This window comes from Falsiroseomonas stagni DSM 19981 (assembly GCF_900114315.1).
Lineage (GTDB): Bacteria > Pseudomonadota > Alphaproteobacteria > Acetobacterales > Acetobacteraceae > Falsiroseomonas > Falsiroseomonas stagni.
Genome location: NZ_FOSQ01000003.1, coordinates 108,900 through 131,606, shown reverse-complemented (window position 1 = coordinate 131,606; position 22,707 = coordinate 108,900). Strand labels below are relative to the sequence as shown.

19 protein-coding genes are annotated in these 22,707 nt (G+C 72.1%); 8 read left to right on the top strand and 11 right to left on the bottom strand.

Annotation, left to right across the window (positions count from 1 at the left end):
• The first annotated feature begins 8 nt into the window (after positions 1–8).
• Positions 9–1,058: an NAD/NADP octopine/nopaline dehydrogenase family protein gene (locus BM041_RS10820; RefSeq protein ID WP_092959259.1), complete on the top strand. Its 1,050-nt coding sequence runs from the start codon at positions 9–11 to the stop codon at positions 1,056–1,058.
• Between the two features lie 194 nt (positions 1,059–1,252).
• On the opposite strand, the gene gshB is transcribed toward BM041_RS10820, so the two are convergent.
• The 4 genes from gshB to rph all read right to left on the bottom strand — a co-directional run bounded on the left by gshB (position 1,253) and on the right by rph (position 4,371).
• Positions 1,253–2,203: a glutathione synthase gene (gene gshB / locus BM041_RS10815; RefSeq protein ID WP_092959257.1), complete on the bottom strand. Its 951-nt coding sequence runs from the start codon at positions 2,201–2,203 to the stop codon at positions 1,253–1,255.
• A gap of 76 nt (positions 2,204–2,279) precedes the next feature.
• Positions 2,280–3,014 carry an alpha/beta fold hydrolase gene (locus BM041_RS10810; protein WP_092959255.1) on the bottom strand — a complete coding sequence of 245 codons (735 nt, stop codon included), beginning with the start codon at positions 3,012–3,014 and terminating at the stop codon, positions 2,280–2,282.
• On the bottom strand, positions 3,011–3,622 hold the full coding sequence (locus tag BM041_RS10805) for a non-canonical purine NTP pyrophosphatase (protein ID WP_092959253.1): 612 nt from the start codon (positions 3,620–3,622) through the stop codon (positions 3,011–3,013). The genes BM041_RS10810 and BM041_RS10805 overlap by 4 nt, the downstream gene beginning before the upstream one ends.
• Complete coding sequence (rph, locus tag BM041_RS10800; protein ID WP_092959251.1) at positions 3,619–4,371, bottom strand: ribonuclease PH; 753 nt, start codon at positions 4,369–4,371, stop codon at positions 3,619–3,621. Before rph ends, BM041_RS10805 begins: the two co-directional genes overlap by 4 nt.
• Before the next feature lie 135 nt (positions 4,372–4,506).
• Between rph and BM041_RS10795 the strand changes: the two genes are divergently transcribed.
• Positions 4,507–4,701 (top strand): hypothetical protein, encoded by a 195-nt coding sequence (locus tag BM041_RS10795; RefSeq protein WP_092959249.1) that lies wholly within the window; start codon positions 4,507–4,509, stop codon positions 4,699–4,701.
• Positions 4,702–4,847: 146 nt separating this feature from the next.
• A complete protein-coding gene (locus tag BM041_RS10790) occupies positions 4,848–6,836 on the top strand; it encodes a tetratricopeptide repeat protein (protein ID WP_092959247.1) in 1,989 nt (662 codons plus the stop codon).
• Here BM041_RS10790 and BM041_RS10785 read toward each other — a convergent pair.
• Positions 6,833–7,459 carry a lytic transglycosylase domain-containing protein gene (locus tag BM041_RS10785; RefSeq protein ID WP_092959245.1) on the bottom strand — a complete coding sequence of 209 codons (627 nt, stop codon included), beginning with the start codon at positions 7,457–7,459 and terminating at the stop codon, positions 6,833–6,835. The two genes, BM041_RS10790 and BM041_RS10785, sit on opposite strands and share 4 nt — an antisense overlap.
• A 33-nt stretch (positions 7,460–7,492) precedes the next feature.
• The gene (locus tag BM041_RS10780) at positions 7,493–7,711 is read right to left on the bottom strand and encodes a hypothetical protein (protein ID WP_092959243.1); all 219 of its coding nucleotides are present in this window, start codon (positions 7,709–7,711) and stop codon (positions 7,493–7,495) included.
• Between the two features lie 327 nt (positions 7,712–8,038).
• Between BM041_RS10780 and hrcA the strand changes: the two genes are divergently transcribed.
• Positions 8,039–9,088 carry a heat-inducible transcriptional repressor HrcA gene (gene hrcA / locus BM041_RS10775; protein WP_245762028.1) on the top strand — a complete coding sequence of 350 codons (1,050 nt, stop codon included), beginning with the start codon at positions 8,039–8,041 and terminating at the stop codon, positions 9,086–9,088.
• Between the two features lie 3 nt (positions 9,089–9,091).
• Here hrcA and BM041_RS10770 read toward each other — a convergent pair whose 3' ends face one another.
• Positions 9,092–10,666, bottom strand: a complete 1,575-nt coding sequence (locus BM041_RS10770; RefSeq protein WP_092959239.1) for an ABC transporter substrate-binding protein — start codon at positions 10,664–10,666, stop codon at positions 9,092–9,094.
• An 81-nt stretch (positions 10,667–10,747) separates the two neighbouring features.
• Here BM041_RS10770 and mutS point away from each other — a divergent pair, with 81 nt between their 5' ends.
• Both mutS and BM041_RS10760 read left to right on the top strand, forming a co-directional pair.
• Complete coding sequence (gene mutS, locus BM041_RS10765; RefSeq protein WP_092959237.1) at positions 10,748–13,492, top strand: DNA mismatch repair protein MutS; 2,745 nt, start codon at positions 10,748–10,750, stop codon at positions 13,490–13,492.
• A gap of 5 nt (positions 13,493–13,497) precedes the next feature.
• Entirely contained in the window at positions 13,498–16,293 is a 2,796-nt protein-coding gene (locus BM041_RS10760) for a [protein-PII] uridylyltransferase (RefSeq protein ID WP_092959235.1), read from the top strand.
• 3 nt (positions 16,294–16,296) lie between these two features.
• Here BM041_RS10760 and BM041_RS10755 read toward each other — a convergent pair whose 3' ends face one another.
• Positions 16,297–16,968 carry a glutathione S-transferase family protein gene (locus BM041_RS10755; RefSeq protein ID WP_217648683.1) on the bottom strand — a complete coding sequence of 224 codons (672 nt, stop codon included), beginning with the start codon at positions 16,966–16,968 and terminating at the stop codon, positions 16,297–16,299.
• On the opposite strand from BM041_RS10755, the gene BM041_RS10750 reads away from it, so the two are divergent.
• Entirely contained in the window at positions 16,967–17,239 is a 273-nt protein-coding gene (locus BM041_RS10750) for a hypothetical protein (protein ID WP_092959231.1), read from the top strand. The two genes, BM041_RS10755 and BM041_RS10750, sit on opposite strands and share 2 nt — an antisense overlap.
• Before the next feature lie 17 nt (positions 17,240–17,256).
• Here the strand turns inward: BM041_RS10750 and BM041_RS10745 are convergent, their stop codons facing one another.
• From BM041_RS10745 to BM041_RS10735, 3 genes are read right to left on the bottom strand one after another with little or no spacing between them, the layout of a single operon-like run.
• Positions 17,257–18,039, bottom strand: a complete 783-nt coding sequence (locus BM041_RS10745; protein WP_092959229.1) for a LytR/AlgR family response regulator transcription factor — start codon at positions 18,037–18,039, stop codon at positions 17,257–17,259.
• A complete protein-coding gene (locus tag BM041_RS10740) occupies positions 18,036–19,082 on the bottom strand; it encodes a sensor histidine kinase (RefSeq protein WP_092959227.1) in 1,047 nt (348 codons plus the stop codon). Before BM041_RS10740 ends, BM041_RS10745 begins: the two co-directional genes overlap by 4 nt.
• A complete protein-coding gene (locus BM041_RS10735) occupies positions 19,079–20,125 on the bottom strand; it encodes an alpha/beta hydrolase family protein (RefSeq protein ID WP_092959225.1) in 1,047 nt (348 codons plus the stop codon). The genes BM041_RS10740 and BM041_RS10735 overlap by 4 nt, the downstream gene beginning before the upstream one ends.
• Positions 20,126–20,372: 247 nt before the next feature.
• On the opposite strand from BM041_RS10735, the gene BM041_RS10730 reads away from it, so the two are divergent.
• Positions 20,373–22,694, top strand: coding sequence for an NADP-dependent malic enzyme (locus BM041_RS10730; RefSeq protein WP_092959223.1), 2,322 nt, complete (start codon positions 20,373–20,375; stop codon positions 22,692–22,694).
• Positions 22,695–22,707: the final 13 nt, after the last annotated feature.

The window sequence follows — 22,707 nt, the reverse complement described above, 5'->3', positions numbered from 1 at the left end:
GCGGGCTCATGCGCCTGGCCGTGCTCGGGGCGGGGGCCGTGGGGCCGGCGGCGGCGGCCATCGCCGTCAGCCGCGGCCATTCCGTCGCGCTCTGGTCGCCCCGCGGCGGCGGCACCCATGGCATCGGCGCGACCTTGCGGGTGGAGGGCATCATCGCCGGCACCGCCCGCGTCGATGTCGCCGTCGATGTGTCCCGCGCGCTGTGGCAGGCGGAGGCGGTGCTGGTCTCCGTCCCGCCGCACGCGCTGGGCCCCGTCCTGTGGCGCGTGGCCCCCATGCTGCATGACGGCGTGCCGGTGCTGCTGGCGCCGAGCCACTCCCTCGCCCCCCTGCTGCTGGACCGGCTGCTGGCCAGCCTCGGCCGGCAGGCGCCCATCGGCGCCATGGCGACGCCCCCCCTGCTGGCCGTGCGCGAATCGCCCGACACCGTCCGCATCGTCGCGCTGCGGGAGGGGGTGGAGATCGCCGCCGTCCCGGCCGCCGCGGCCCCCGGCCTCGCGCAGCTCGCCGCCGACCTGTTCGGCCTGTCCTTCCGCCCGCTCCCCGACGCCATCGGCGCGGCGCTGGCGAATCATGAGGCCGTGCTGCAGGCGGCGCTGGCCATCGGCAATGCCACGCGGATCGAGGGTGCGGAGCCCTGGGACATGCATGGGCGCATGACGCCCGCCATCTGCCGCCTGGCGGACCGGCTGGATGCGGAGCGCCTGCACCTCGCCCACACGCTCGGCCATGCGCTCACGCCCCTGCCCACCGCCCTGTCCCGCGCCCATGGGCTGGAGGAAGCGCCGCTCGCCCGGATGGCCGCGGCGCTGGCCGCCCAGGGCCCGGCGCCCGGCCCGCTGGGGCTGGACGCCACCCACCTGGCGGAGAGCGTCACCTATGGCCTGGCGCTGTGGCTGCGCCTGGCGGAGGCGCGGGGCGTGGCGATGCCGCTGACCGCCGCCGCGGTGGCGGTGCTGGAGGCGCTGTGGGGCAGCGCCCTGGTGGGCGACGATCTGCTGGAGGGGCTGGACCTCGCGCAGCTGCCGGCGCTGATGCGGGACGGGCATCCGCGGTAGCCTGACTCCCCCCGGGCCACGGCCGAACCGGCCCCGGCCCTTCATCAATCGAAAAATCCCGCGGTCCAGGGTCCCGCTGGACCCTGGCCGGGGGTTGCAGGGGGGCGAAGCCCCCTTGCGGACAACACTGGTTGCAGGGGGGCGAAGCCCCCTTGCGGACAACACCGGTTGCAGGGGGCGGAGCCCCCTTGCGTCTATCGCGAGACCTTCGCCTCGATCGCGTCCCAGATCGCGCGCTCCAGATGCACCCCGTCGAACCGCGCCAGTTCCTGCAGCCCGGTGGGGGAGGTCACGTTGATCTCCGTCAGGTAGTCCCCGATCACGTCGATGCCGACGAAGATCAGCCCGCGTTCCCGCAGCGCCGGGCCGATCGCGGCGCAGATCTCGCGCTCCCGGTCCGTCAGCGTCGTCGGTTCCGGCCGGCCGCCGACATGCATGTTGGACCGTGCCTCGCCGGCCGCGGGCACGCGGTTGATCGCACCCATGGCGATGCCGTCCACCAGGATGATGCGCTTGTCGCCGAAGCGGACGGCGGGGACGTAGCGCTGGATCATCAGCGGCTCCCGCGACCGTTCCGTGAACATCTCCACCAGCGCGTTCATGTTGGGGTCGTCGGGGCGCAGGTGGAACACCCCGGCGCCGCCATTGCCGAACAGCGGCTTGATGATGATGTCGCCGTGCTTCTCCCGGAATTTCCGGATCTGCCGGATGTCGGCCGTCACCAGCGTTTCCGGCATCAGTTCCGGGAAATGGGTGACGAACAGCTTCTCCGGCGCGTTCCGCACGCTGGCCGGATCATTCACCACCAGCGTCTTCGGGTGGATGTGTTCCAGGATATGCGTGGCCGTGATGTAGGCCATGTCGAAGGGCGGGTCCTGGCGCATCAGCACCACGTCCACCTGGCCGAGGTCCAGCTCCTCCTCCACCCTCAGGGTGAAGTGGTTGCCCTTCACGCGCTGGACGGTGACGGGCTGCGCGCGGGCGATCACCCGCCCGCCGTTCAGCGCCAAATCCCGCACATGGTAGTGCCACAGGGCGTGGCCGCGGGACTGGGCTTCGAGCATCAGGGCGAAGGTGCTGTCGCCGTCGATATTGATGGAGGAGATCGGGTCCATCTGGACCGCGACCTTGAGGCTGCGGGTCATGGCAAAGCGCTCCGCTTCGGGTTGCCGTTCCCGTCGCACGCCGCGCCGCCCGTTGGAAGGGGGGCGCCCACCCGCATCAGGGGCAGGCGGCGGGACGGCCTTCCAGGAAATCCGCGAGGCACCTGCCGAAGATCGCGTCGAAATCGGGCTCCTGCACGCCCCCATGCCCGGTCGGCGCCGGCGGCCGATCAACCAGCAGCGCATCCCAGCCGAGGCGCGCCACCGCCGCCCGGAACAGCGCCGCCCGCGCCGCGGGATCGGGGTCCCAGCCATCATCCTCGAACAGCAGCAGCGCGATCCGCCGCACGGAATCCGGGCTGGCGCGATCGAGCGCCGCCGCGAAATCCGCCAGCGCCTGCGCCCGCCGTTCGGGCCTCCGCCCATGCGCCGCCGGCGCCGCCAGCGCCACCGCATCCGCCAGCCCCGGCACGCGGAGCGCCGCCAGCGCCAGGAAGGCCCCCCGGCTTTCCCCCACCAGCACCACCCGGGCATAGCCCCGCGCCCGCAGCGCGGCCGTCCCCTCCGCCAGTGGATCGACCCAGCTGGTCAGGGGGGAGGCCGGCGGCACCGGCCCGCCCGGCGGCCGGTCATGGCGCCAGAGATCCCAGCCCCGCGCCGCGAGCCTGGCCATGAAGGCGGGCGCCTCGGGCGGAGGCCCCTCCGTGTAATGCGGATGCAGCCACACCATGGCGCCGGTGGCCGCGCCATCCCGCGCCACCACCCCCGCTTCCGTCCGCAGCACCCCCGCTTCCTCGGCCGCTGCCGCGATCGGCAGCAGCAAGGCCAGCAGCAGGGCCGCGCGGCGGATCATCGTGGGGGGAGGCAGGCCGCGGACAACTGGCGAAAAGCGTCCGCCCGGTGGCTGATCGCGTGCTTCGCCTCCGGCGTCATCTCCCCGAAGGTCTCGGCCCCGCCCTTCGGCACGAACATCGGGTCATAGCCGAAGCCATTCGCCCCCCGCGGCGGCCAGACCCAGGCGCCATGCGCCTCGCCCAGGAACCCCTCGGTATGCCCATCCGGCCAGGCAAGGACGAGCGCGCAGGAGAACCAGGCCCCCCGATCCGCCGCGTGGCGGGCCAGCTTCTCCACCTTGCCCATCGCCATGGCGTAGTCGCGCCCGGCCGGCGTCTCCGCCCAATCCGCCGTCCGCACCCCCGGCGCGCCATCCAGCGCCGCCACGGAGAACCCGCTGTCATCCGCCAGCGCCGGCAGGCCGGAAGCCACCGCCGCCGCCAGCGCCTTGATCCGCGCATTGCCGAGGAAATCTTCTTCCGTTTCCGCCGGCTCCGGCAGCCCCAGTTCCCCCGCCGCCACGACCTCGAACCCCCAGGGCGCGAGCAGCGCCGCCACCTCCCGCACCTTGCCCTTGTTGTGCGTGGCGAGCACCAGCTTCGGCCCGGTGAGCAACCGGTGCGTCATCCCCGGATCGCCACCTTCTGCAACTCGAACAGCTTCGCCGTCCCCGCCCGCGCCAGGCCGAGCAGCGCGAGCAGCTCATTCTCGGAGAACGGCGCCCCCTCCGCCGTCGCCTGGACCTCCACGATCCCGCCAGAGCCCGTCATGATGAAATTGCCATCCGTCTCCGCCTTGCTGTCCTCGGCATAATCGAGGTCGAGCACCGGCGTGCCGTTCCAGATGCCGCAGGAAATCGCGGCCACCTGGTCGCGCAGCGGATTGGTCTTCAGCACATTCATCTTCATGCAGTGCTGGAAGGCGAGATGCAGCGCCACCCAGGCGCCGGTGATGCTGGCGCAGCGCGTGCCGCCATCGGCGGTCAGCACATCGCAGTCCACCGTGATCGACATCTCCCCCATCGCCTTGAGGTCCGTCACGGCGCGAAGGCTGCGCCCGATCAGCCGCTGGATCTCCTGCGTCCGCCCGGACTGCTTGCCCCGCGCGGCCTCACGATCGCCGCGCGTATGGGTGGCGCGCGGCAGCATCCCATACTCCGCCGTCACCCAGCCCTGGCCAGTGTTCCGCAGGAAAGGCGGCACCTTGCTCTCGACACTGGCGGTGCAGAGCACCTCCGTGACCCCGAACCGGATGAGGCAGGACCCCTCCGCATGCCGGGCCTGGCCCGGGGTGAGCGTGACCTCCCGCATGGCATCGGCCACACGGCCGGAGGGACGGACGAAGGGGGCTTTGAAGCCGGCGGGGAAATCGATCATGCGGCGGGGGGTAACACGAAGCAGGAAGGCGGGGGAGTGAACTCCCCCGTGCCCCCTCCTTTTTTCGGATTTCCGCCAGACGAGAGGGACAGATCGGAGCCGGAAAGGTAGCGTTGGGCGGGAAGGGGGATTCGGTTGGCGATCATCTCGACCATTGTCGGCGCTTTGGGGATCGAGGCGGCGAAGGAAGCGGCCAGCGTCGCCGACAACGTGCTGGGCGCCCTCTTCGGCAAGCGCGCCTCCGAGGTGATGGAAGAAGTCGGCGCCCGCCTCCGCGGCTACACCGGCGAATCCCCCCGAACCACGATCTGGAACGCACCCTCCGCCTGATCCAGCTCAGCACCAACCTCTACCTCCTTCGCGACTACCAGGGCTGGGACGAAGCCGACCGCTTCGGCACCCGCGCCGCCACCCCACCCCCCTTCATCGCCGCCGCCCATGCCTGGCTGCGGGACCAGATCGGCCTCTGCCCCCGCATGACGGTGGTGGAGAACGCACCGCTGGTGGCGGAGATGGAACGCGCCCTCGACGCCCTGCTCCGCAGCGGCAACCCCACCGAGGCCGCCCTTTCCCGCATCACCACCGTGGAAACCGCCGCCTGGGACGAACTCGTCGCCGGCGCCGGCGAAGCCCCACCCGATTTCCGCGCCCGATTCTTCGGCGAGGCCGAGGGCACCCCCGCCTGGCGCGACATCCTCCGCGCGCTGCTCCGCGAAGCCCTGAAGGACAAGCCCCGCGTCAAGACCGCCTTCGATATCTCCCGCCTCGCCGCGCTGCGGGAAGACACGACCGCCATCGGCCAGGCCATCGCCGCGCTGGCGGGTGATACCGCGGCGATGCGTGCGACTATTGAGGCCATCCAGGCCGAGTTGCGCGAATTGCGCCTGCTGGTGGATCGCCTGACCCGCGACCTCTCGATGTCCGAGAGCGAGAAGCGCGCCCTGGTCAGCGACCTCGCCCGCGTCCGGGCGGAGCAGCAGGGCACGCTGGCGCTGGTCGCCGGCTTCCTCGAAACCATGGTCGGCCGCCAAATCCCGCCCGAACAATTCCCCACCACCCTCTTCGCCATCGCGCGGGACTGGCGCGAGGCCGGCGAACGCATCGACGCCCTCTCCACCTCCCGCAACCTCTCCCCCCGCGCGGAGGCCCTTCGCGAGAAGGCCCGCGCCGCCCACGCCGCCGGCCGCCTGGACGATGCCCGCCAGGCCCTGGCCGCCATGGCCGCGGAGGAAGAGAAGGCGCTGACGCGGCTGGAAGCGCACGCCGCGGAGATCGAAGCCGAGCGCCGCACGCGCCGCACGAGCCTCGCGGAAACCAAGGCCGCGCAGGCGGCGGTCGAGAAGGCCGGGTTGCGCTACCGGGAAGCCGCGGCGCTGTACCAGGAAGCATCAGCCCTGGTCGCCTTCGATCCACGCGAGGCTTGGCAGTGGCTGCTCTCTTCAGCCGACGCACTAAGAGATCACGGGGGGGAATATGGCGACAATGCTGCGCTGAACGAGGCTATCGCCCGTTATCGCGAAGTCCTCGCCCTCGCCCCCCGCGACCGCGTCCCGCTTGACTGGGCCACAGCGCAGAACAACCTCGGCAATGCCTTGGTGACTCTCGGCAGGCGGGATGGCAGCACGGCCCGGCTGGAGGAGGCCATCAGCGCCTATCGCCTCGCCCTGGACGAACGCCGCCGTGACCGCGTTCCACTGTACTGGGCCACCACGCAGAACAACCTCGGCAGCGCCTTGGCGACGCTCGGGGATTGGTGGAGCGATCCGAGTCAGCTGGAGGAGGCCGTCGCCGCCTATCGCCTGGCCCTGGAGGAATGTAGCCGCGACCGCGTGCCGCTCGACTGGGCTATGACGCAAACCAACCTTGGCGATGCCTTGGCGACGCTCGGGGAGCGGCACGGCGACACGACCCGACTGGAGGAGGCCCTTGCCGCCCATAGCCTCGCTCTGGAGGAACACCGCCGGGATCGCGTGCCGTTGCATTGGGCTGACACGCAGAGCAGCCTCGGCACTGTCTTGGCGACGCTCGGGGAGCGAGAAAGCGGCACGGCCCGGCTGGAGGAGGCCGTCGCCGCCTATCGCTTCGCCCTGGAGGAACGCCGCCGCGACCGCGTCCCACTCCGCTGGGCTACCACGCAGCACAACCTCGGCAACGCCTTGCTAACGCTTGGGGAGCGGGGGAGCGGGACAGCCCGACTGGAGGAGGCCATCGCCGCGTTTCGGCTCGCGTTGGAGGAATGCCGCCGCGACCGCGTGCCTCTGGAGTGGGCCATGACAACGGAGAACATCGGAATCGCCGAAGAGACTCTCGGCACGCGAGTTGCGCCGCGGCAGTACTGGCAGTCGGCCCTGGACCGAGTCACGGCTGCGCTGCAGGAATACGATCGCGCCGGCGCCGACTATTATATCGCCCACGCCACCACCCTCCGCGACCGCCTCCTCACCCGCCTCGCCTCCCTCCCCTAACCCCGGCACACCACCCGCGGCCGCCCATTCGGCGCCACCAGCATCGCCGCCCGCAGCCCCGGTGCGCACAATCCCCGCAGCGCCCCCGGCGCCGACAGCGCCACGCCCCCCGCCACCCGCGTCACCGTCACCCGCGCGTGGTACGCCATCCCCCGCCCCGCCTCGCCGGAGTGATACCCCGCCACCGCCTCCGCCCAATTGCCCGTCCGCGCGCGCAGATCCCGCAGGAAGCGCACGGCATAGCCAACGTTCAAAGCCGGATCGAACCCCGCCTCCACCCCCGGGAAGGCATCCGGGTGGTGGAACAGGTTCACCTGCATGCAGCCCACATCGATGCTGGTCACGCCGCGCGCCCGCAGCCCCTCCACCATCGCGACCGCGGCGTCCCGCGTCTCCGGAAACCGCCCGACCCCCTCGGCATTGATCGCGAACGGCCAGGGCGCCACCCCACCCCCCGGCGCCGCCCGCCCGCTTTCCACCTGTGCGATCGCCAGCAGCAGCCCCGGCGGCACGCCGCTCCCCCGCTCCGCCGCCGCGATCGCCTGGCGGCAGGCGGTCCACGCGCCCTCCGCCCTCACCGAACACGGCACCAGCAGGGCCAGCAGGACCAGGACACCACGCATGGCCCCACCCCTGCCCCCCGCCGGCGCCCTCGGTCAACCGACCAGCGCGCGAACCGCCCCCAAGGTCAGCAGGAACTCATCCCCCTCCGGCGGCCCCGCGATCAGCAGCAGCCCCACCCCCACCGCCAGGGCCGAGACCATCACCAGCGCCGCCAGCCGGAAGGCGCCCCCCACCGGCGACAGCATCAGGGACGTCATCATCCCCGCACCGCCCGCCAGCATCAGCGACGCCGCCGCGAACACCGCCGTCATGCCCGAATCCCGCCACCCAGCCATTGGGTCAGCAGCGCCGGCCACAGCGTGGCCCCCTGTTTCGCCTGCATCGGGGTCTCCCCTTGTCCCTGTCCGGACCCCACATGACCCGATGCCGGTAACCCTGGCGTGGCGCCTCTGTGTCGAAACCTTGCCGGTAGCGGCGATTCCAGGGCGCCGTCACCCCGCGTTACAACGGCGCCGAATCCACACGCGTGGTTGACCGGCCACGCCACCCGCCCCTAGCGTTTCCCCTCAATAAACGGTCCGGGACACTGACCCATGGGTCCAATCACCAGGCCGCCGCGTCCGTCGGGGGCCCCCAACATGACGCCGACCATCCCCCTGCCGCCCAACCTGGACGATCGCAGCGCCGCGATCCTGCGCGAATTGGTGGAGATCTACGTCCAGACCGGAGAGCCCGTCGGCTCCCGCACCCTCTCCCGCCGCCTGCCCCACGCCCTGTCGCCCGCCACCATCCGCAACGTGATGGCGGACCTCGAAGACGCGGGCCTGCTCTTCGCCCCCCACACCTCCGCCGGCCGCCTGCCGACGGAGCGGGGCCTCCGCCTCTTCGTCGATGGCCTGCTGCAATTCGGCGCCCTGGCGGAGGAGGAGCGGGACGCCATCGCCGCGCGCTGCGCCTCCGGCGGCCGATCCCTCCAGGAAACGCTGGGCGAAGCCGGCCAGATGCTCTCCGGCCTCGCCGGCGCCGCCGGCCTGGTCGTGGCCCCGAAGCGGGAGGCCCCGGTCCGCCACATCGAATTCGTGGCCCTCGGCGCCGGCCGTGCCCTGGTGGTGCTGGTCACCGCCGATGGCCAGGTGGAGAACCGGGTCATCGAGGTTCCGGCCGGCCTCCCCCCCTCCGCCCTGCAACAGGCCAGCAACTACCTCAACGCCCGCCTCTCCGGCCGCACCCTGGATGAGACCCGCGGCACGGTGGCGGAGGAGATCGCCGCCAACCGCACCGCCCTTGATGCCCTGACCCACCAGGTGATCGAGGCCGGGCTCGGCACCTGGTCCGGCGGCAGCGGCGGCAGCCTCATCCTCCGCGGCCAGGCCAAGCTGCTGCAGAACCTGGACCATGTGCAGCGCGTGACGGAAATCCAGGCGCTGTTCGAACGGCTGGAGGCGCAGGAGACGATGCTGCGCCTGCTCGACCTCGCCCAGCGGGGGGAGGGCGTGCAGATCTTCATCGGCGCGGAGAGCGGCCTGTTCGACAGTGCCGGCCTCTCCATGGTCGTCGCCCCCTTCCGCAACGGCCAGGAGAAGATCGTGGGCGCCATCGGCGTCATCGGCCCGACCCGGATCAATTACGGCCGCATCATCCCGGTGGTGGACTACACCGCCCGGGTGATCGGCCGCCTGCTGGGCTAAGCGCTACCCCCGGCGGACATTCCAGGGATAGGGCGACGACCCCGGCAGGATGCCGGTGATGTCCCGCCGGAAGGCCGTGCGAATCACGAACTGGCCGAGCGGCACGAAGGCCGCCTCATCCAGCGCATGGCGGCCGAGTTCGGAGGCCAGCGCCCGCTGCCGCCCCTCATCCGGCGCGTTCAGCCAGGCCTCGGCCAGTTCCTCCGCCCGGTCGGACTTCCACCACCCGAACCACCCATTCGCCCCCTGCCCGCGCACCAGGAAGGACGTCGCAGGGTTCGCCCAGGCGGAGGCACCGCCCGTCGTGTGCAGGATCGACCAGCCGCCGCGATCCGTGGGTTCGCGATTGGCGCGGCGCTGCACCACCGTCCCCCAGTCGCTCTCCGACAGCTCCACATTCATCCCCGCCCGCTTCAGCCGGTCCGCCGTCACCTGGCCGAGCGGCCCGATATCCGGGAAGTCGGTCGGGTTGATCACCACGACCTTCTGCCCCGCATAGCCCGCTTCCCGCAGCGCCGCCCGTGCCCGGTCAAGGTCGCCCGGCATGACCTCCGCGCCCAGATCCTCAAAATAGGGGGTGTGGCGCGGCCAGAGGCTGCGGCCCACCGACCAGTCCCGCGTATCGTCGCCGCGCGACGCCCGCATGTATTCGTCCTGCGCGACGGAAAGCCGCACGGCGCGCCGCACCCGCACATCGTCGAAGGGCGGCTGGAGGTTGTTCATCCGCAGCACCGCCATGCGGCCCGTGGGGTCCGTCACCTCCCGCCTGATGTCGCGGGACCGGGCGAGCAGCTGTTGCAGATCGGGATGCGGCCGTTCCCACCAGTCGATCTCGCCCGCCTGCAAGGCCGCCGCCGCCGTCGCGGGGTCGGGCAGGATATGCCACTCGATCCGCCGGAAATGCGCGACCTTGGCGCCGGAGGTCCAGGTCGGCGCCTCCTGCCGCGGCACATAGCCGTCGAACTTCTCATAGACCACGCGGCTGCCGGAATTGAACTCGCTGGCGATGAAGCGGTAGGGGCCGGACCCCACCATCTCCGTCACGGCGCGGGAGGGATCGGTCGCCGCCAGGCGGGCCGGCATGATGAAGGGGCTGGCGGCGTCGGGCTTCGCCAGCGCGTCCAGCATCAGCGGGAAGGGGCGGCGCAGGCGGATGACCATGGTGCGGTCATCGGCCGCGATCCATTCCTCCGCGACGCGCGCCAGCAGCTGCCCGAAAGGCTCCCGCGCGCACCAGCGGCGGATGGAGGCGATGCAGTCCACCGCGCGCACGGGTTCGCCATCATGGAAGCGAAGCCCCTCCCGCAGCCGGATCCGCCAGGTCAGCCCGTCGGCGGAGACCTCATGCCCCTCGGCCATCTGCGGCGTGGGTCGAAGCTGCGCGTCCACGCCATAGAGGGTGTCGAAGACATAGAAGCCGTGGTTGCCGGTGACCGTCGCGGTGGTGAAGACCGGGTCCAGCACGCTGAGATTGGCCTGCGGCGCCATGCGCAGCGTGGTGGCGCGGCTGTTCTGCGCGACTGCCGGCGCGGCGACCGCAAGGGCCGCCCCCGCGGCGAAAAGGTCCCGACGACGCATGATGGAAACTCCCCGACCCCGCGGCGCTGACCGGCCGCTGTGGCGGACAGGCTACGGCGCGCTGTCCGCGCCCCGCAAGCCATGCGGTTCCGCCCCGGCACGGCCTGCTGTAGCATCGCCCTGGTGACGGATAGCATTCCCCCCGCGGAGGGCGCGACGCCCGCCCTCGCCCAATGGTTCGCCGCCAAGGCCCAGCACCCGGATGCGCTGGTGTTCTTCCGGATGGGCGATTTCTTCGAGCTCTTCTTCAATGATGCCGAACGCGCCGCCCCGGTGCTGGACATCGCCGTGGCCCATCGGGGCGAGCATCGCGGCCAGCCCGTGCCCATGGCGGGCGTGCCCGTCCATGCCTGGGAAGCCTACCTCGCCCGGCTGATCCGCGCCGGCTTCCGCGTCGCCGTCTGCGACCAGATGGAAACGCCCGAACAGGCCAAGGCGCGCCGCGCCAGCACCATCCGGCGGGAGGTCGTGCGCGTCGTCACCCCCTCCACCGTGACGGAGGACGGGCTGCTGGACGCCACCCGCCCCGCCTGGCTGCTGGCGCTGGCGGAAACCGACGGTGCCTTCGCCTGCGCCTGGCTCGATGTCTCGACCGGGGGGTTCGAGACGATGGCCCTGCCCAAGGCCGATCTCGGCGCCCTGCTCGCCCGGCTGGAGCCGGTGGAGGCGGTGGCGGAGCGGGATCTCGCGGAACTGCCCGACCTCCTCCATCGCCTGCCCGGCCGCATCGCCCACCGCGTGAAGCCGCGCGACCCCGCCCGGCTGCTGCGGGAGGCCTTCGGCGTCGCGACGCTCGAAGGCTTCGGCATCTTCACCGAAGCCGAGCTCGCCGCCGCCGCCCAGGCCCTTTCCTATGTGCGGGAGACGCAGGCCGGCGCCCTGCCGCGCCTCGACCCGCCGCGCCCCCAGGCGGGTGCGGCCGGCACGCTGGCGCTGGATGCCGCCACGCGCCGCAGCCTGGAGATCCTGCGCGACCAGCGCGGCGGGGACCAGGCGACGCTGTTCGGCGCGGTGAACGCCACGCTGACCGCCGCCGGCGCGCGCGAACTGGCCGGCCGCCTCGCGGCGCCCCTGGCGGAGGCCGCCTCCGTCTCCGCCCGCCACGATGCCGTCTCCTTCCTGCTGGGGGCGGAGGCGACGCGGGGCGCGATCCGCGCCAGCCTGAAGGGCGCCCCCGACATGGCCCGCGCCTTGGCCCGCCTGGCGCTGGACCGCTTCGCGCCGCGGGACCTGGCCGCGCTGCTGGCGGGGCTGCGCATCGCGGCCTCCCTCCGCGACGCCATCCTCTCCGCCGCACTGCCCGCACCCGCCCTGATGGCGGAAGCCGCGGCGGCGCTGGCCGTGGACCCGTCACTGGAAGCCGAACTCTCCCGCGCGCTGAATCTGGCGAAAATGCCGGCGCGGCTGGAGGATGGCGGCGTCATCGCCCCGGGCTTCGACGGGGAACTGGATGCGCTGCGGCGGCTCCGCGATGGCGGGCGGGATGCGATTGCGGCGTTGCAGCAGGATCTGGCGCAGGCCTGGGGCATCGCGGCCGTGAAGATCCGCCACCACCAGCAATTCGGCTTCCTGGCGGAGGTGCCGGCCGCACCGGCCGAGAAGCTGCTCCGCGCCTCCCCCGTGCCCGCTGGCCAGCCGCTCTCGCCCATCCATCGCCAGACCATGGCGAATGCCGTCCGCTTCACCTGCCCCGCGCTCGCCGAGCTCGACCGCAAGGTGGCGGAGGCCGGGGACCGCGCGGCGGCGCGCGAACGCGCCTGCATCGCCCACCTCAAGCGCCTGGTGCTGGCCGAGGGCGACGCCATCGCGCGGGCCGCGCGGGCGCTGGCGGATATCGATGTCCATGCCGCCAGCGCGACGCTGGCCGCGGAGGGCGGCTGGTGCCGGCCCGAACTGACGGAGCGCGCGGAATTCGCCATCCTGGCCGGCCGCCACCCGGTGGTGGAGGCGATGCAGAAGCGCGCCCGCGGCGCGGCCTTCGTGCCGAATGATTGCGACCTCTCCCCCGGCCGGCGCCTCTGCCTGCTGACCGGCCCCAACATGGCGGGCAAATCCACCTGGCTGCGGCAGAACGCGCTGATGGTGGTCCTCGCCCAGGCCGGGCTGTTCGTCCCCGCGCAAGCCGCCCGCATCGGGCTGGTGGACCGCCTGTTCAGCCGCGTCGGCGGCGGGGACGACATCGCCGGCGGGCGATCGACCTTCATGGTGGAGATGGCGGAAACCGCGGCCATCCTGAACCAGGCAACAGCCCGTTCACTGGTTGTGTTGGATGAAGTGGGGCGTGGGACCGCGACCTGGGATGGGCTGGCCATCGCCTGGGCGGTGCTGGAGGCGCTGCATGACCGCATCCGCTGCCGGGCCATCTTCGCCACGCATTTCCACGAACTCACCGCGCTGGCCGGGCGGCTGCCCGATGTGGCGCTGGCATCCATGAAGGTGCGGGAATGGCGGGGGGAGGTGGTGTTCCAGCATCTCGTCGGCCCCGGTGCCTCCGAACGCAGCTGGGGCGTGCATGTCGCGCGCCTGGCCGGCGTGCCGCGCCCCGTGCTGGCGCGCGCGAACCAGGTGCTCTCCGCCCTCGAAGCCCGCGCGCGCGGCGGCGGCCCCGATGCGCTGGCGGAGGAACTGCCCCTCTTCGCGCAACGCGTGTCCGCGCCTGCGCGGAAACTCTCCCCGATTGAAGCCGCACTCGCGGCGATGGATCTGGACGCGTTGTCGCCGCGGGAAGCGCAGGAAGCGCTCTATCGGTTGAAGGCGCTCTCGGCGGAAGTTGACGCAGCGCAGCAAGAGAACCCTGTTGCAGCGCCAGGTGACACGGTAGTGTGACACAGATGACAGTCAGCCTCGGCCAACCGCCCTCATCGGCGGCCGCTTCCGTGCTGCCCACCAGCGAGCCACCGGAGGTCCTGCCGGACCTGATCGCGGGGCTCGTCGATGATGGCCGGCCCGTCGCCCGCGACATCGCGCTCGGCCTGCTGCGCCGGCAGCTCGGTCGCGTCCAGGGCCGCGTGCAGCGCGCCTTCGAAGCGCATGACCTCTCCGGATTGGGCGCCGCGCGCTGGCTGGCCGCGCTGACGGACGGGATCGTCGGCGCCATCCATACCTACACGCTGGCACAGGTCCCGCCCCAGGAAGCCGGAGCGCCATCGGAAGAAACTTTCTCCCTCATCGCGACCGGCGGCTACGGCCGCGGCGTGCTGGCGCCCTATTCCGACATCGACCTGCTGTTCCTGTCGGACGCGCCGCTCGGCCCGCAGGGGCGCCGCGCGGTGGAATTCCTGCTGTACCTGCTGTGGGACCTCGGCCTGAAGGTCGGCCACGCCACGCGGACCATCAGCGAATGCATCGAGGATGCGCGCGGCGACGTCACCATCCAGACGGCGCTGATCGATGCCCGCTACCTCGCCGGCAATCGCGCGGTGCATGACCGCTTCCAGGACACCTTCGCCGCCGCCCGCAAGGCCAGCGGCCTGGCCCCCTTCCTGGCCGCCAAGCGCGCCGAACGCACGACGCGCCATGCGCGCTACGGCGAAAGCCCCTTCCTGGTGGAGCCCCATGTCAAGGAAGGCCGCGGCGGGCTGCGCGACCTCCAGACCCTCTACTGGCTGGCACGCCATGCCTTCGGCGTGCAGCGCATGCCCGAACTCGTCGGCCCCGACAGCCCCGGCGGCGGGCTGCTGACGCCGCAGGAAGCGCGCAGCATCCGCCGCGCCTGGAATTTCCTGTGGACGGTCCGCTTCCACCTCCACTACGTGACGGGACGGGCGGAAGAGCGTTTGACCTTCGACCTGCAGCCCGTGGTCGGCGCCCGCATGGGCTACACCCGCCACGGCGTGCAGGACGGCGTCGAGCGTTTCATGAAACACCTGTTCCTGACAGCCAGGGACGTGGTGCGCCTGACGCGCCTGCTGGAACCCGCGATCGAACGCGCGGCACTCGGCCCGCCCGCCGTGGTGCCGGCCGGCGATGCCGCGCTGTCCCATGCCGGCATGGCGCTGGCCGATGGCAAGGTGCTCTTCGCCCCCGATCGCCAGGTGGCGGAAGACCCCGCCATCATGCTCCGCCTGGTGCGCGCCGCGCGCGACCGGGGGCTGGAGATCCATCCGCTCGCGCATCGCGCGCTGATCCGCAATGCGCGCTACGCCGTCACGCTGCGTGACGATCCCACCGCCAATGCCCTGTTCCTCGACCTGCTGACGGGCAAGGATTCGCCGCGCTGGATGCGCGTGCTGAACGAGGTCGGCTTCCTGTCCCGCTTCATGCCGGACTGGGCGCGCATCGTCGGCCTGATGCAGTTCGACACCTACCATGTCTTCACCGTGGAGGAGCACACGATCGAGGCGATCGGCGTCCTCTCCGCGCTCGAACGCAACGAGCTGAACGAGATCGCGCCCGTCGCCTCCGAACTCATCGGCCAGGTGCAGTCCCGCCGCGCGCTCTATGTCGCCGTCATGCTGCACGACATCGCCAAGGGACGGGGCGGGGACCACAGCGAACTCGGCGCGCAGGTCGCGCTCGAACTCTGTCCCCGCCTTGGCCTGTCGCCGGAGGAGACGGAGACCGTCTCCTGGCTCGTGCTCAATCACCTGCTGATCAGCGCCACCGCCTTCAAGCGCGACATCGACGATCCCAAGACCATCCTCGACATCGCGGAGACGGTGCAATCGCCGGAACGGCTGCGCCTGCTGCTGGTCCTCACGGTGGCCGACATGCGCGCGGTGGGGCCCAAGGTCTGGAACGGCTGGAAGGCGACCCTGCTGCGCGAACTCTACTGGCGCGTCGCGGAAGTGCTGGCCGGCGGGCTTTCCGTGCCGGAACGCGACACCCGCGTGGCCCGGGCCCGCGCCGCGGCGGCCGGGCTGCTGGAGACGATGGCCAAGCCGGACCTCGACCGGTTCCTCGGCCTCGGCTACCCCGGCTACTGGCTGTCCTTCGACCCCGACACCCATGCCCGCCATGCGGAGATGATCCGCGACGCGGAAGCCGACCAGGCGCCGCTGACCGTCCGCACCCGGGTGATCGAGGCGCGATCGGTCACCGAGGTGACGGTCTACTGCTCCGACCATCCCGGCCTGTTCAGTCGCATCGCCGGCGCGCTGGCCGTGGCCGGTGCCAGCATCGTCGATGCGCGCATCCACACCATGACCAACGGCATGGCGCTCGACACCTTCTGGGTGCAGGACGCGGCGGGCGGGGCGTTCGACGCGCCGCATCGCCTGGCGCGGCTGTCCGTGCTGATCGAGCAGTCGCTCTCCGGCCGCCTGCGGCTGGACCAGGAGATCGCGAAGCTCCGCCGCGAACCCGCGCGGCTGCGCGCCGTCACCATCCCGCCGCGCGTCGTGCTCGACAACCACGCCAGCAACACCCACACGGTGATCGAGGTGAATGGCCGAGACCGGCCGGGCCTGCTGCATGCCGTCACCGCGGCGATCAGCGGCCAGGGCCTGCAGATCGCCTCCGCCCACATCACCACCTATGGCGTCCGCGCCGTCGACGTCTTCTATGTGAAGGACGTCTTCGGCCTGAAGGTGGAGAATGAGCGGAAGCTGGCCGCGCTCCGCGCCGCGCTGCTGGTCGCGCTGGGCGCGCCGGATGTGCCGGTGGATAGCGGCGTCAGGGTCGTCTGACGGTCACGCCACCCCATTGGCGCCGTGCGCCCGGAATCCAGGCCGGGCCATCAGCCTTGCGACATAGGCCGCCACCGCGGGCAGGTCGGGCCGCTCGATCGGCGTCATCATCCAGCGGTTCACCGACAGGCCGATGACGATGTCCGCCAGGGTGAAGGTATCGCCCGCCACATAGGCCCCGGTGCGGGCCAGCTGCCCATCCAGGATTTTCGTCAGTTCGTTCCAGGCGCGCGCGCTGGCGGCGATGCGGCCAGCATCGGCGTGGTCGGGGTGGCGGCGCACCAGGCCCATGAAGGCGCCGCGCCAGGACGCGTTCAGGTCCGTCGCCTGCCAATCCATCCAGCGCTCCACCTGCGCCCGCGCCCGCGGCGCCACGGGCAGCAAGTCGGCGCGCCCATGTTTCGCGGCGAGGTAGCGGCAGATCGTGTTGCTTTCCCACAACACGCCTTCCTCATCCTCGATCACCGGCACCAGGCCATTGGGGTTCAGGGCGCGCAGCGCCGCCTCCTCCCCCCGATCCTCCCGCGCCACGGGGATGCCGATCTCGGCGCAGGTCCAGAGGACCTTGCGCACATTGATGGAGGTGGCCTGGCCGATCAGCCGCAGCATGGGGGAGGTGATCCTTCGCGTCGCCGCCGCGTTGGTGCCACGACGAGACAGGAAGGACCACGCCATGGCGAGCGACAGCGAGAAGGACCGCACCTCCTTCACCGGAAAATACGATTTGGAGACCAGGACCGCGCGCCCGAAAAGCGTCGGCCCGCATGACGTGACGCGGGACCAGGAAGACCCGGCCGAGAAGGGCATCGATCCCGGCAAGGGCTATACGCATGAGATCGCGGCGGTGAATGCGGCGCGCGATGCCGGCGGCAGGCCGGCCAAGGGCAGCCCCGTGCAGATCGGCGCGAAGGGGGCCGCGAAGGACAAGCCGGAAGGCGCCGGCTGAAGGCGCCGCCCGGGGCCCTACATCCCCCGGAACAGATGCGCGTGCAGCCGGCTGGCGGTCAGCGTCTCCGCCCGGCCGCGCAGGGTCAGCGTCACGCGCCCGGTCTCGTCGCGCCGCGCCAGGGCGATGTGGCTTGCCTGCACCACGGTGCCGCGATGGATCTGCCAGAAGCGCGCGGGGTCGAGCCGCGGCAGCAGCTCCCGCAGCGACAGGCGGATCAGGAATTCGCGGCTGGCGGTGACGACGCGCAGGTATTTGTCGGCGGCGTCGAAGTAGATCACCTCCTCCACCGGCACCAGGTGGACCGCCTCCCCCAGCTGGGCGCGGATCACCACCAGGGGTTCCGCCGCCGGGGCGGGCAGGGACAGGGCGCCCAGCCGCGCCACCGCCTGCGCCAGTGCCGCGGCGGGGTCGGCGCGCTCGGCCAGCCGGCGTTGCAGCCGGGCGATGCAGGCGGCCAGCCGCGCGGGCTGCACGGGCTTCAGCAGGTAGTCCACGGCCTGCGCCTCGAAGGCCCTCAGCGCGAATTCGTCATGCGCGGTGACGAAGACCAGCAGCGGGAAGGGCGCGCCCTCCGGCCAATCCTCCGCCATGGCGCGTGCCGCCTCCAGCCCGTCCATCCCCGGCATCCGGATATCGAGGAAACAGGCATCCGGCTTCGCCGCCAGCGCCAAATCCAGCGCCGCCCGCCCATCCCCCACCGCGGGCAGCAGCGCGAGGCCCGGCCAGGCCCGGCCCAGCGCGCTTGCCAGCGCCGCCGCCAGCAGCGGCTCATCCTCCGCGATCAGGGCGGTGGTCATGCATCCTCCAGGGGCAGGCGGAGCGTCGCGAGGGTGCCGCCCCCGGGCGCGGGGGAGACTTCGAGGCCGGCCCGCCGCCCATGCAGGGTGGCAAGGCGCTGGCGAAGCTGCGCCAGCCCGAAGCCGCCCGGCCGCATCGCGCCGCCCTCCGGCAGCCCCGCCCCGGTATCGCCCAGCGTGAGCACCAGCGTGTCGCCGTCGCGCGCCGCGCGCAGCGTGATGGCGCCCCCCTCCGGCAGGGGCTCGATCCCGTGCCGGATCGCGTTCTCCACCAGCGGCTGCAGGATCAGCGCCGGCACCATCACGCCGCGCAGTGCGTCGGGCACCTCGATGGAGACCATCAGCCGCCCCCCCATCCGCACGCGCATCAACCCGAAAAAATCCTCGATCCGCGCGACCTCCTCGCCCAGCGGATGCCGCGCCGCCAGGCTGCCGCCCAGCGTCGCGCGCAGGAAGGCGTTCAGCCGGTCCAGCATGGCGATGGCGCGGGGCGGGTCGATCTCGATCAGCGCGCGCAGGTTCGCCAGCGTGTTGAACAGCATATGCGGCTCCAGCTGCGCCTGGAGGGCGGCCAGATGCGCCTCCCGCGCCTCGCGTTCCCGCCGTTCCCGCCTTGCCTTGCCGAGGAACAGCGCGGTGAAGCCCAGGCTGAGCGCCAGGCAGAAGCCGAGCCAGGTCGCCACCCCCGGCGCCCCGGGCAGGCGCAGCACCGGCACGCCGGCATAGAGGTTGCCGATCACCGTGCCGCCCAGCAGCGCCAGCGGCAGGACGAGGCCCATCAGCAGCGCGGCCCGGGCGGGGCCGGGCCAGTAATGCGGCGGCCCCGCCCGCAGCACGCCGCGCAGCAGATACCGCCCGGCATCCGTCCCCGCCCAGCTCAGCAGGCTGATGCCCAGCGTATGGGCCAGCACCACGTCGAAGGCCGCGCCCGGCCCGCGCAGCCAGGACCAGGCCAGGGCGATCACCGGGGTGGCCGCCAGCACCAGCGCCAGCCGCCGCAGCAGCGCCCGCGCCGCCCCCGCCGGCAGCCACCCCTCGCTCATGGCGCCAGGTACCGCTGGAAATGCGCCACGATGGCGCCCTGCGCGGCCACGCGCTCCGCGGGGTCGAAGCCCGGCTCCGGCGCCGCGCCCACGGCCATGCGGGCGGCGACGGCCTGCGCGACGCTGGGGGGCCAGGGGGACATGAAATCCATATGCCCGGCGCCCCGCATCACCGCCAGCGCCGTGCAGGTCCCGCAACTCCGCAGCAGGTGGTCGGCGTGGAAGGCGTTGGGGTTCATGCCGTCCCGCTCCGCCGTCACCACGCCGACCGGCACCGTGATGCCCGCCAGGCTGTCTGCCGCGAAGATCGCCGCGGCGGGGATGGCGACGGTCGCCACGCTGATCCGCCCGTCCCGCCCGCCATGGCTGGCCCGGATGTCCGCCCCCAGCAGCGCGTCCGGCACGCCCCGCGCCGCCTCGAAGCGCGCCCGCCGCGCGGCCCGCGCCTCCTCCGTCCGCGCATCATTGTAGCAGAAGGCCAGGTCGCGATCCCCCGCCGCCTGGCAATGCCGCACCAGGTCCAGCATCCGCCACTCCGCCCCCACCAGCGCCAGCGCCGTGATCGCGCCGGCGGAGGTGCCATGCACGCCGACCCGGTCCAGCAGCAGCCGCTTCCCCCAGGCCGGGTGCGCCGCCAGCGCATCGATCACGGCGGAGACCTCCCCCGGTCGGCGCCGGAAGCTCTCCGGCCCCGCGGCGCTGCTGTCTTCCGCATTGTCGCCGCGGTGCTGGGGCTGCGCCACGACGAAGCCCGCCGCCGCCAGCCGCGCCGCCAGGTCATGCTCCGCCAGCGCGTTGCTGGCCGTGCCGTGGGACATCACCACCAGGCGGCGCATGCCCGGCAGCGGTTCCGCCGCGGGGGCCACGGTGATGGTGAAGGGCCCGAAGCTGTGCGGCGTGGCGCGTTCGGCGGTCGGGTAGACCAGCGTCACCGGCATCCCCCCGGCCTCGATCCGCGAAAAACCGGTCTGGGCCGCGGCCGGCGTGGCGAAGGCGAGGGCGGCGAGGCATCGCAGCGCGATGGCGGCCAGGGTCCGTCTCATGGGCTTTCTCCATCCCGCCCCGGGATCGGGGCGCATGGCCCGCGATAGGCCCCGCGCCGCCGCCGCCGCCACGCCGATGCGACGAACGGCGCCATGCTGTCGCGAAGCGCGCCAGGCGTGACGCGAAGCGCGGCAGGCGCCGCCCTTCGCGCTGCTAAGCCCCTCGCAAACGCGAAGCGACCGGCTTTCGCGGGGCGGGGTTCGGACGCATAACCATCGGTCAGTGGGTTGGGGGAAAACAGACACCATGGACGACGCGCGCAAGAATTCCGTCGAGGCCGTCGCGGATACACGCACCGCCCGCGTGACCAGCGAGGAAGCGCTCGCCATGCATGCCGAGGGCCGGCCCGGCAAGCTGGAGATCCGCCTCACCAAGCCGCTGATCACCGCGCGCGACCTCTCGCTGGCCTACAGCCCGGGCGTGGCGGCGCCCTGCCTCGAAATCCATCGCGACCCCTCGCTGGCCTATGACTACACCTCGAAGGGCAATTTCGTGGCCGTCATCAGCAACGGCACCGCCGTGCTGGGCCTCGGCAATCTCGGCGCGCTGGCCTCCAAGCCGGTGATGGAGGGCAAGGCCGCGCTGTTCAAGCGCTTCGCCGATGTCGACAGCATGGATCTGTGTGTGAACACGGAGGATGTGGACGCCTTCGTCAACGCGGTCCGCTACCTCGGCCCCAGCTTCGGCGGCATCAACCTGGAGGACATCAAGGCCCCCGAATGCTTCGTGATCGAGCAGCGGCTGCGGGAGCTGATGGACATCCCCGTCTTCCATGACGACCAGCATGGGACGGCGATCGTCGCCGCCGCGGGCCTCATCAATGCCTGCCACCTGACGGGGCGCGACCTGAAGACGGTCAAGCTCGTCATCAACGGCGCCGGCGCCGCCGCCGTCGCCTGCGCGGAACTGGTCAAGGCCATGGGCATCCGCCCGCAGCATGTGATCCTGGCCGACACCAAGGGCGTGATCTATCGCGGCCGGACGGAGGGCATGAACCAGTGGAAATCGGCCCATGCCGTCGAGACCACGGCACGGACGCTGGCCCAGGCGATGGAGGGTGCCGACTGCTTCATGGGCCTGTCCGTGAAGGGCGCCGTCACCCCCGCCATGGTCCGCAGCATGGCCCCCAACCCCGTCATCTTCGCCATGGCGAACCCGGATCCCGAGATCACGCCGGATGAGGCCCGCGCCGTCCGCCCCGACTGCATCGTGGCGACGGGGCGTTCCGACTACCCGAACCAGGTCAACAACGTCCTCGGCTTCCCCTTCATCTTCCGCGGCGCCCTCGATGTCCGCGCCTCCACCATCAATGACGCCATGAAGGTTGCCGCGGCCGAGGCCCTGGCCATGCTGGCGCGGGAGGATGTGCCGGAGGAAGTGGCCGGCGCCGGTGCGGGCCCAAGGGGTGGTGCATCGCTCCGCTTCGGCCCGGACTACATCATCCCCAACGCCTTCGACCCGCGCCTGATCTCCCGCGTCTCCCCCGCCGTCGCCAAGGCGGCGATGGAAAGCGGCGTCGCGCGCAAGCCGATCACCGACCTCGCCCGCTACGCCCGCGACCTCGCCGGCCGGCTCGATGCCACGGCCGGCGCGATCGAGGCGATCGCGGAGAATGTCCGCGCCCATCCCCGCCGCGTGGTCTTCGCGGAAGGGGAGGAGGAGAAGGTCATCCGCGCCGCCATCGCCTTCCGCAATGCCGGCTACGGCACGCCGGTGCTGGTGGGGCGGGAGGATCGGGTGAACGCGACCGTCGCCGCGCTCGGCATCCCGCTCGGCGCCGGGATCGAGATCCAGAACGCCCGCGTGTCGGAAAAGAACGGCGCCTATGCCGACTGGCTCTACGCCAAGCGGCAGCGCGAAGGCTTCCTGCTGCGCGACTGCCAGCGCCTGGTCAACCTGGACCGCAACGTCTTCGCCGCCTGCATGGTGGCCAATGGCGATGCCGATGCGATGGTGACCGGCGTGACCCGCAGCTACGCCGCGGCGCTGGAAGGCGTGCGGCTGGCGATCGATCCGGCGCCGGGCACGGTGCTGTTCGGCCTGACGCTGATGCTGGCGCGCCGGTCGGGCACCGTGCTGGTGGCGGATACCGCCATCCATGAACGCCCGGATGCCGCGACGCTCGCGGAAATCGCGATCCGCGCCGCGGCGGCCGCGCGCCGCATCGGCCAGGAACCGCGCGTGGCCTTCCTGTCCTTCTCCACCTTCGGCGACCCCAAGGGCAGCATCCCCGGCAACGTCCGCGATGCCGTGAAGCTGCTGGACCAGCGGGAGGTCGATTTCGAATATGACGGGGAGATGGCGGCCGATGTGGCGCTGGACCCCGACCTCCGCGCCAAGCTCTACCCCTTCTGCCGCCTGACCGGCCCGGCCAATGTGCTGGTGATGCCCGGCCTGCATGCCGCGCATATCCTGACCAAGGCCGCGCCGCGCCTGACCTCCGCGCAGACCATCGGCCCGCTGCTGATGGGCCTCTCCGCGCCGGTGCAGATCGTGGGGATGGAGGCGGGGGTGAACCAGATCCTGGACATCGCCTGCCTCGCCGCCCACGCCGCCCTGCCGAAGTGATGCCAACGGCATC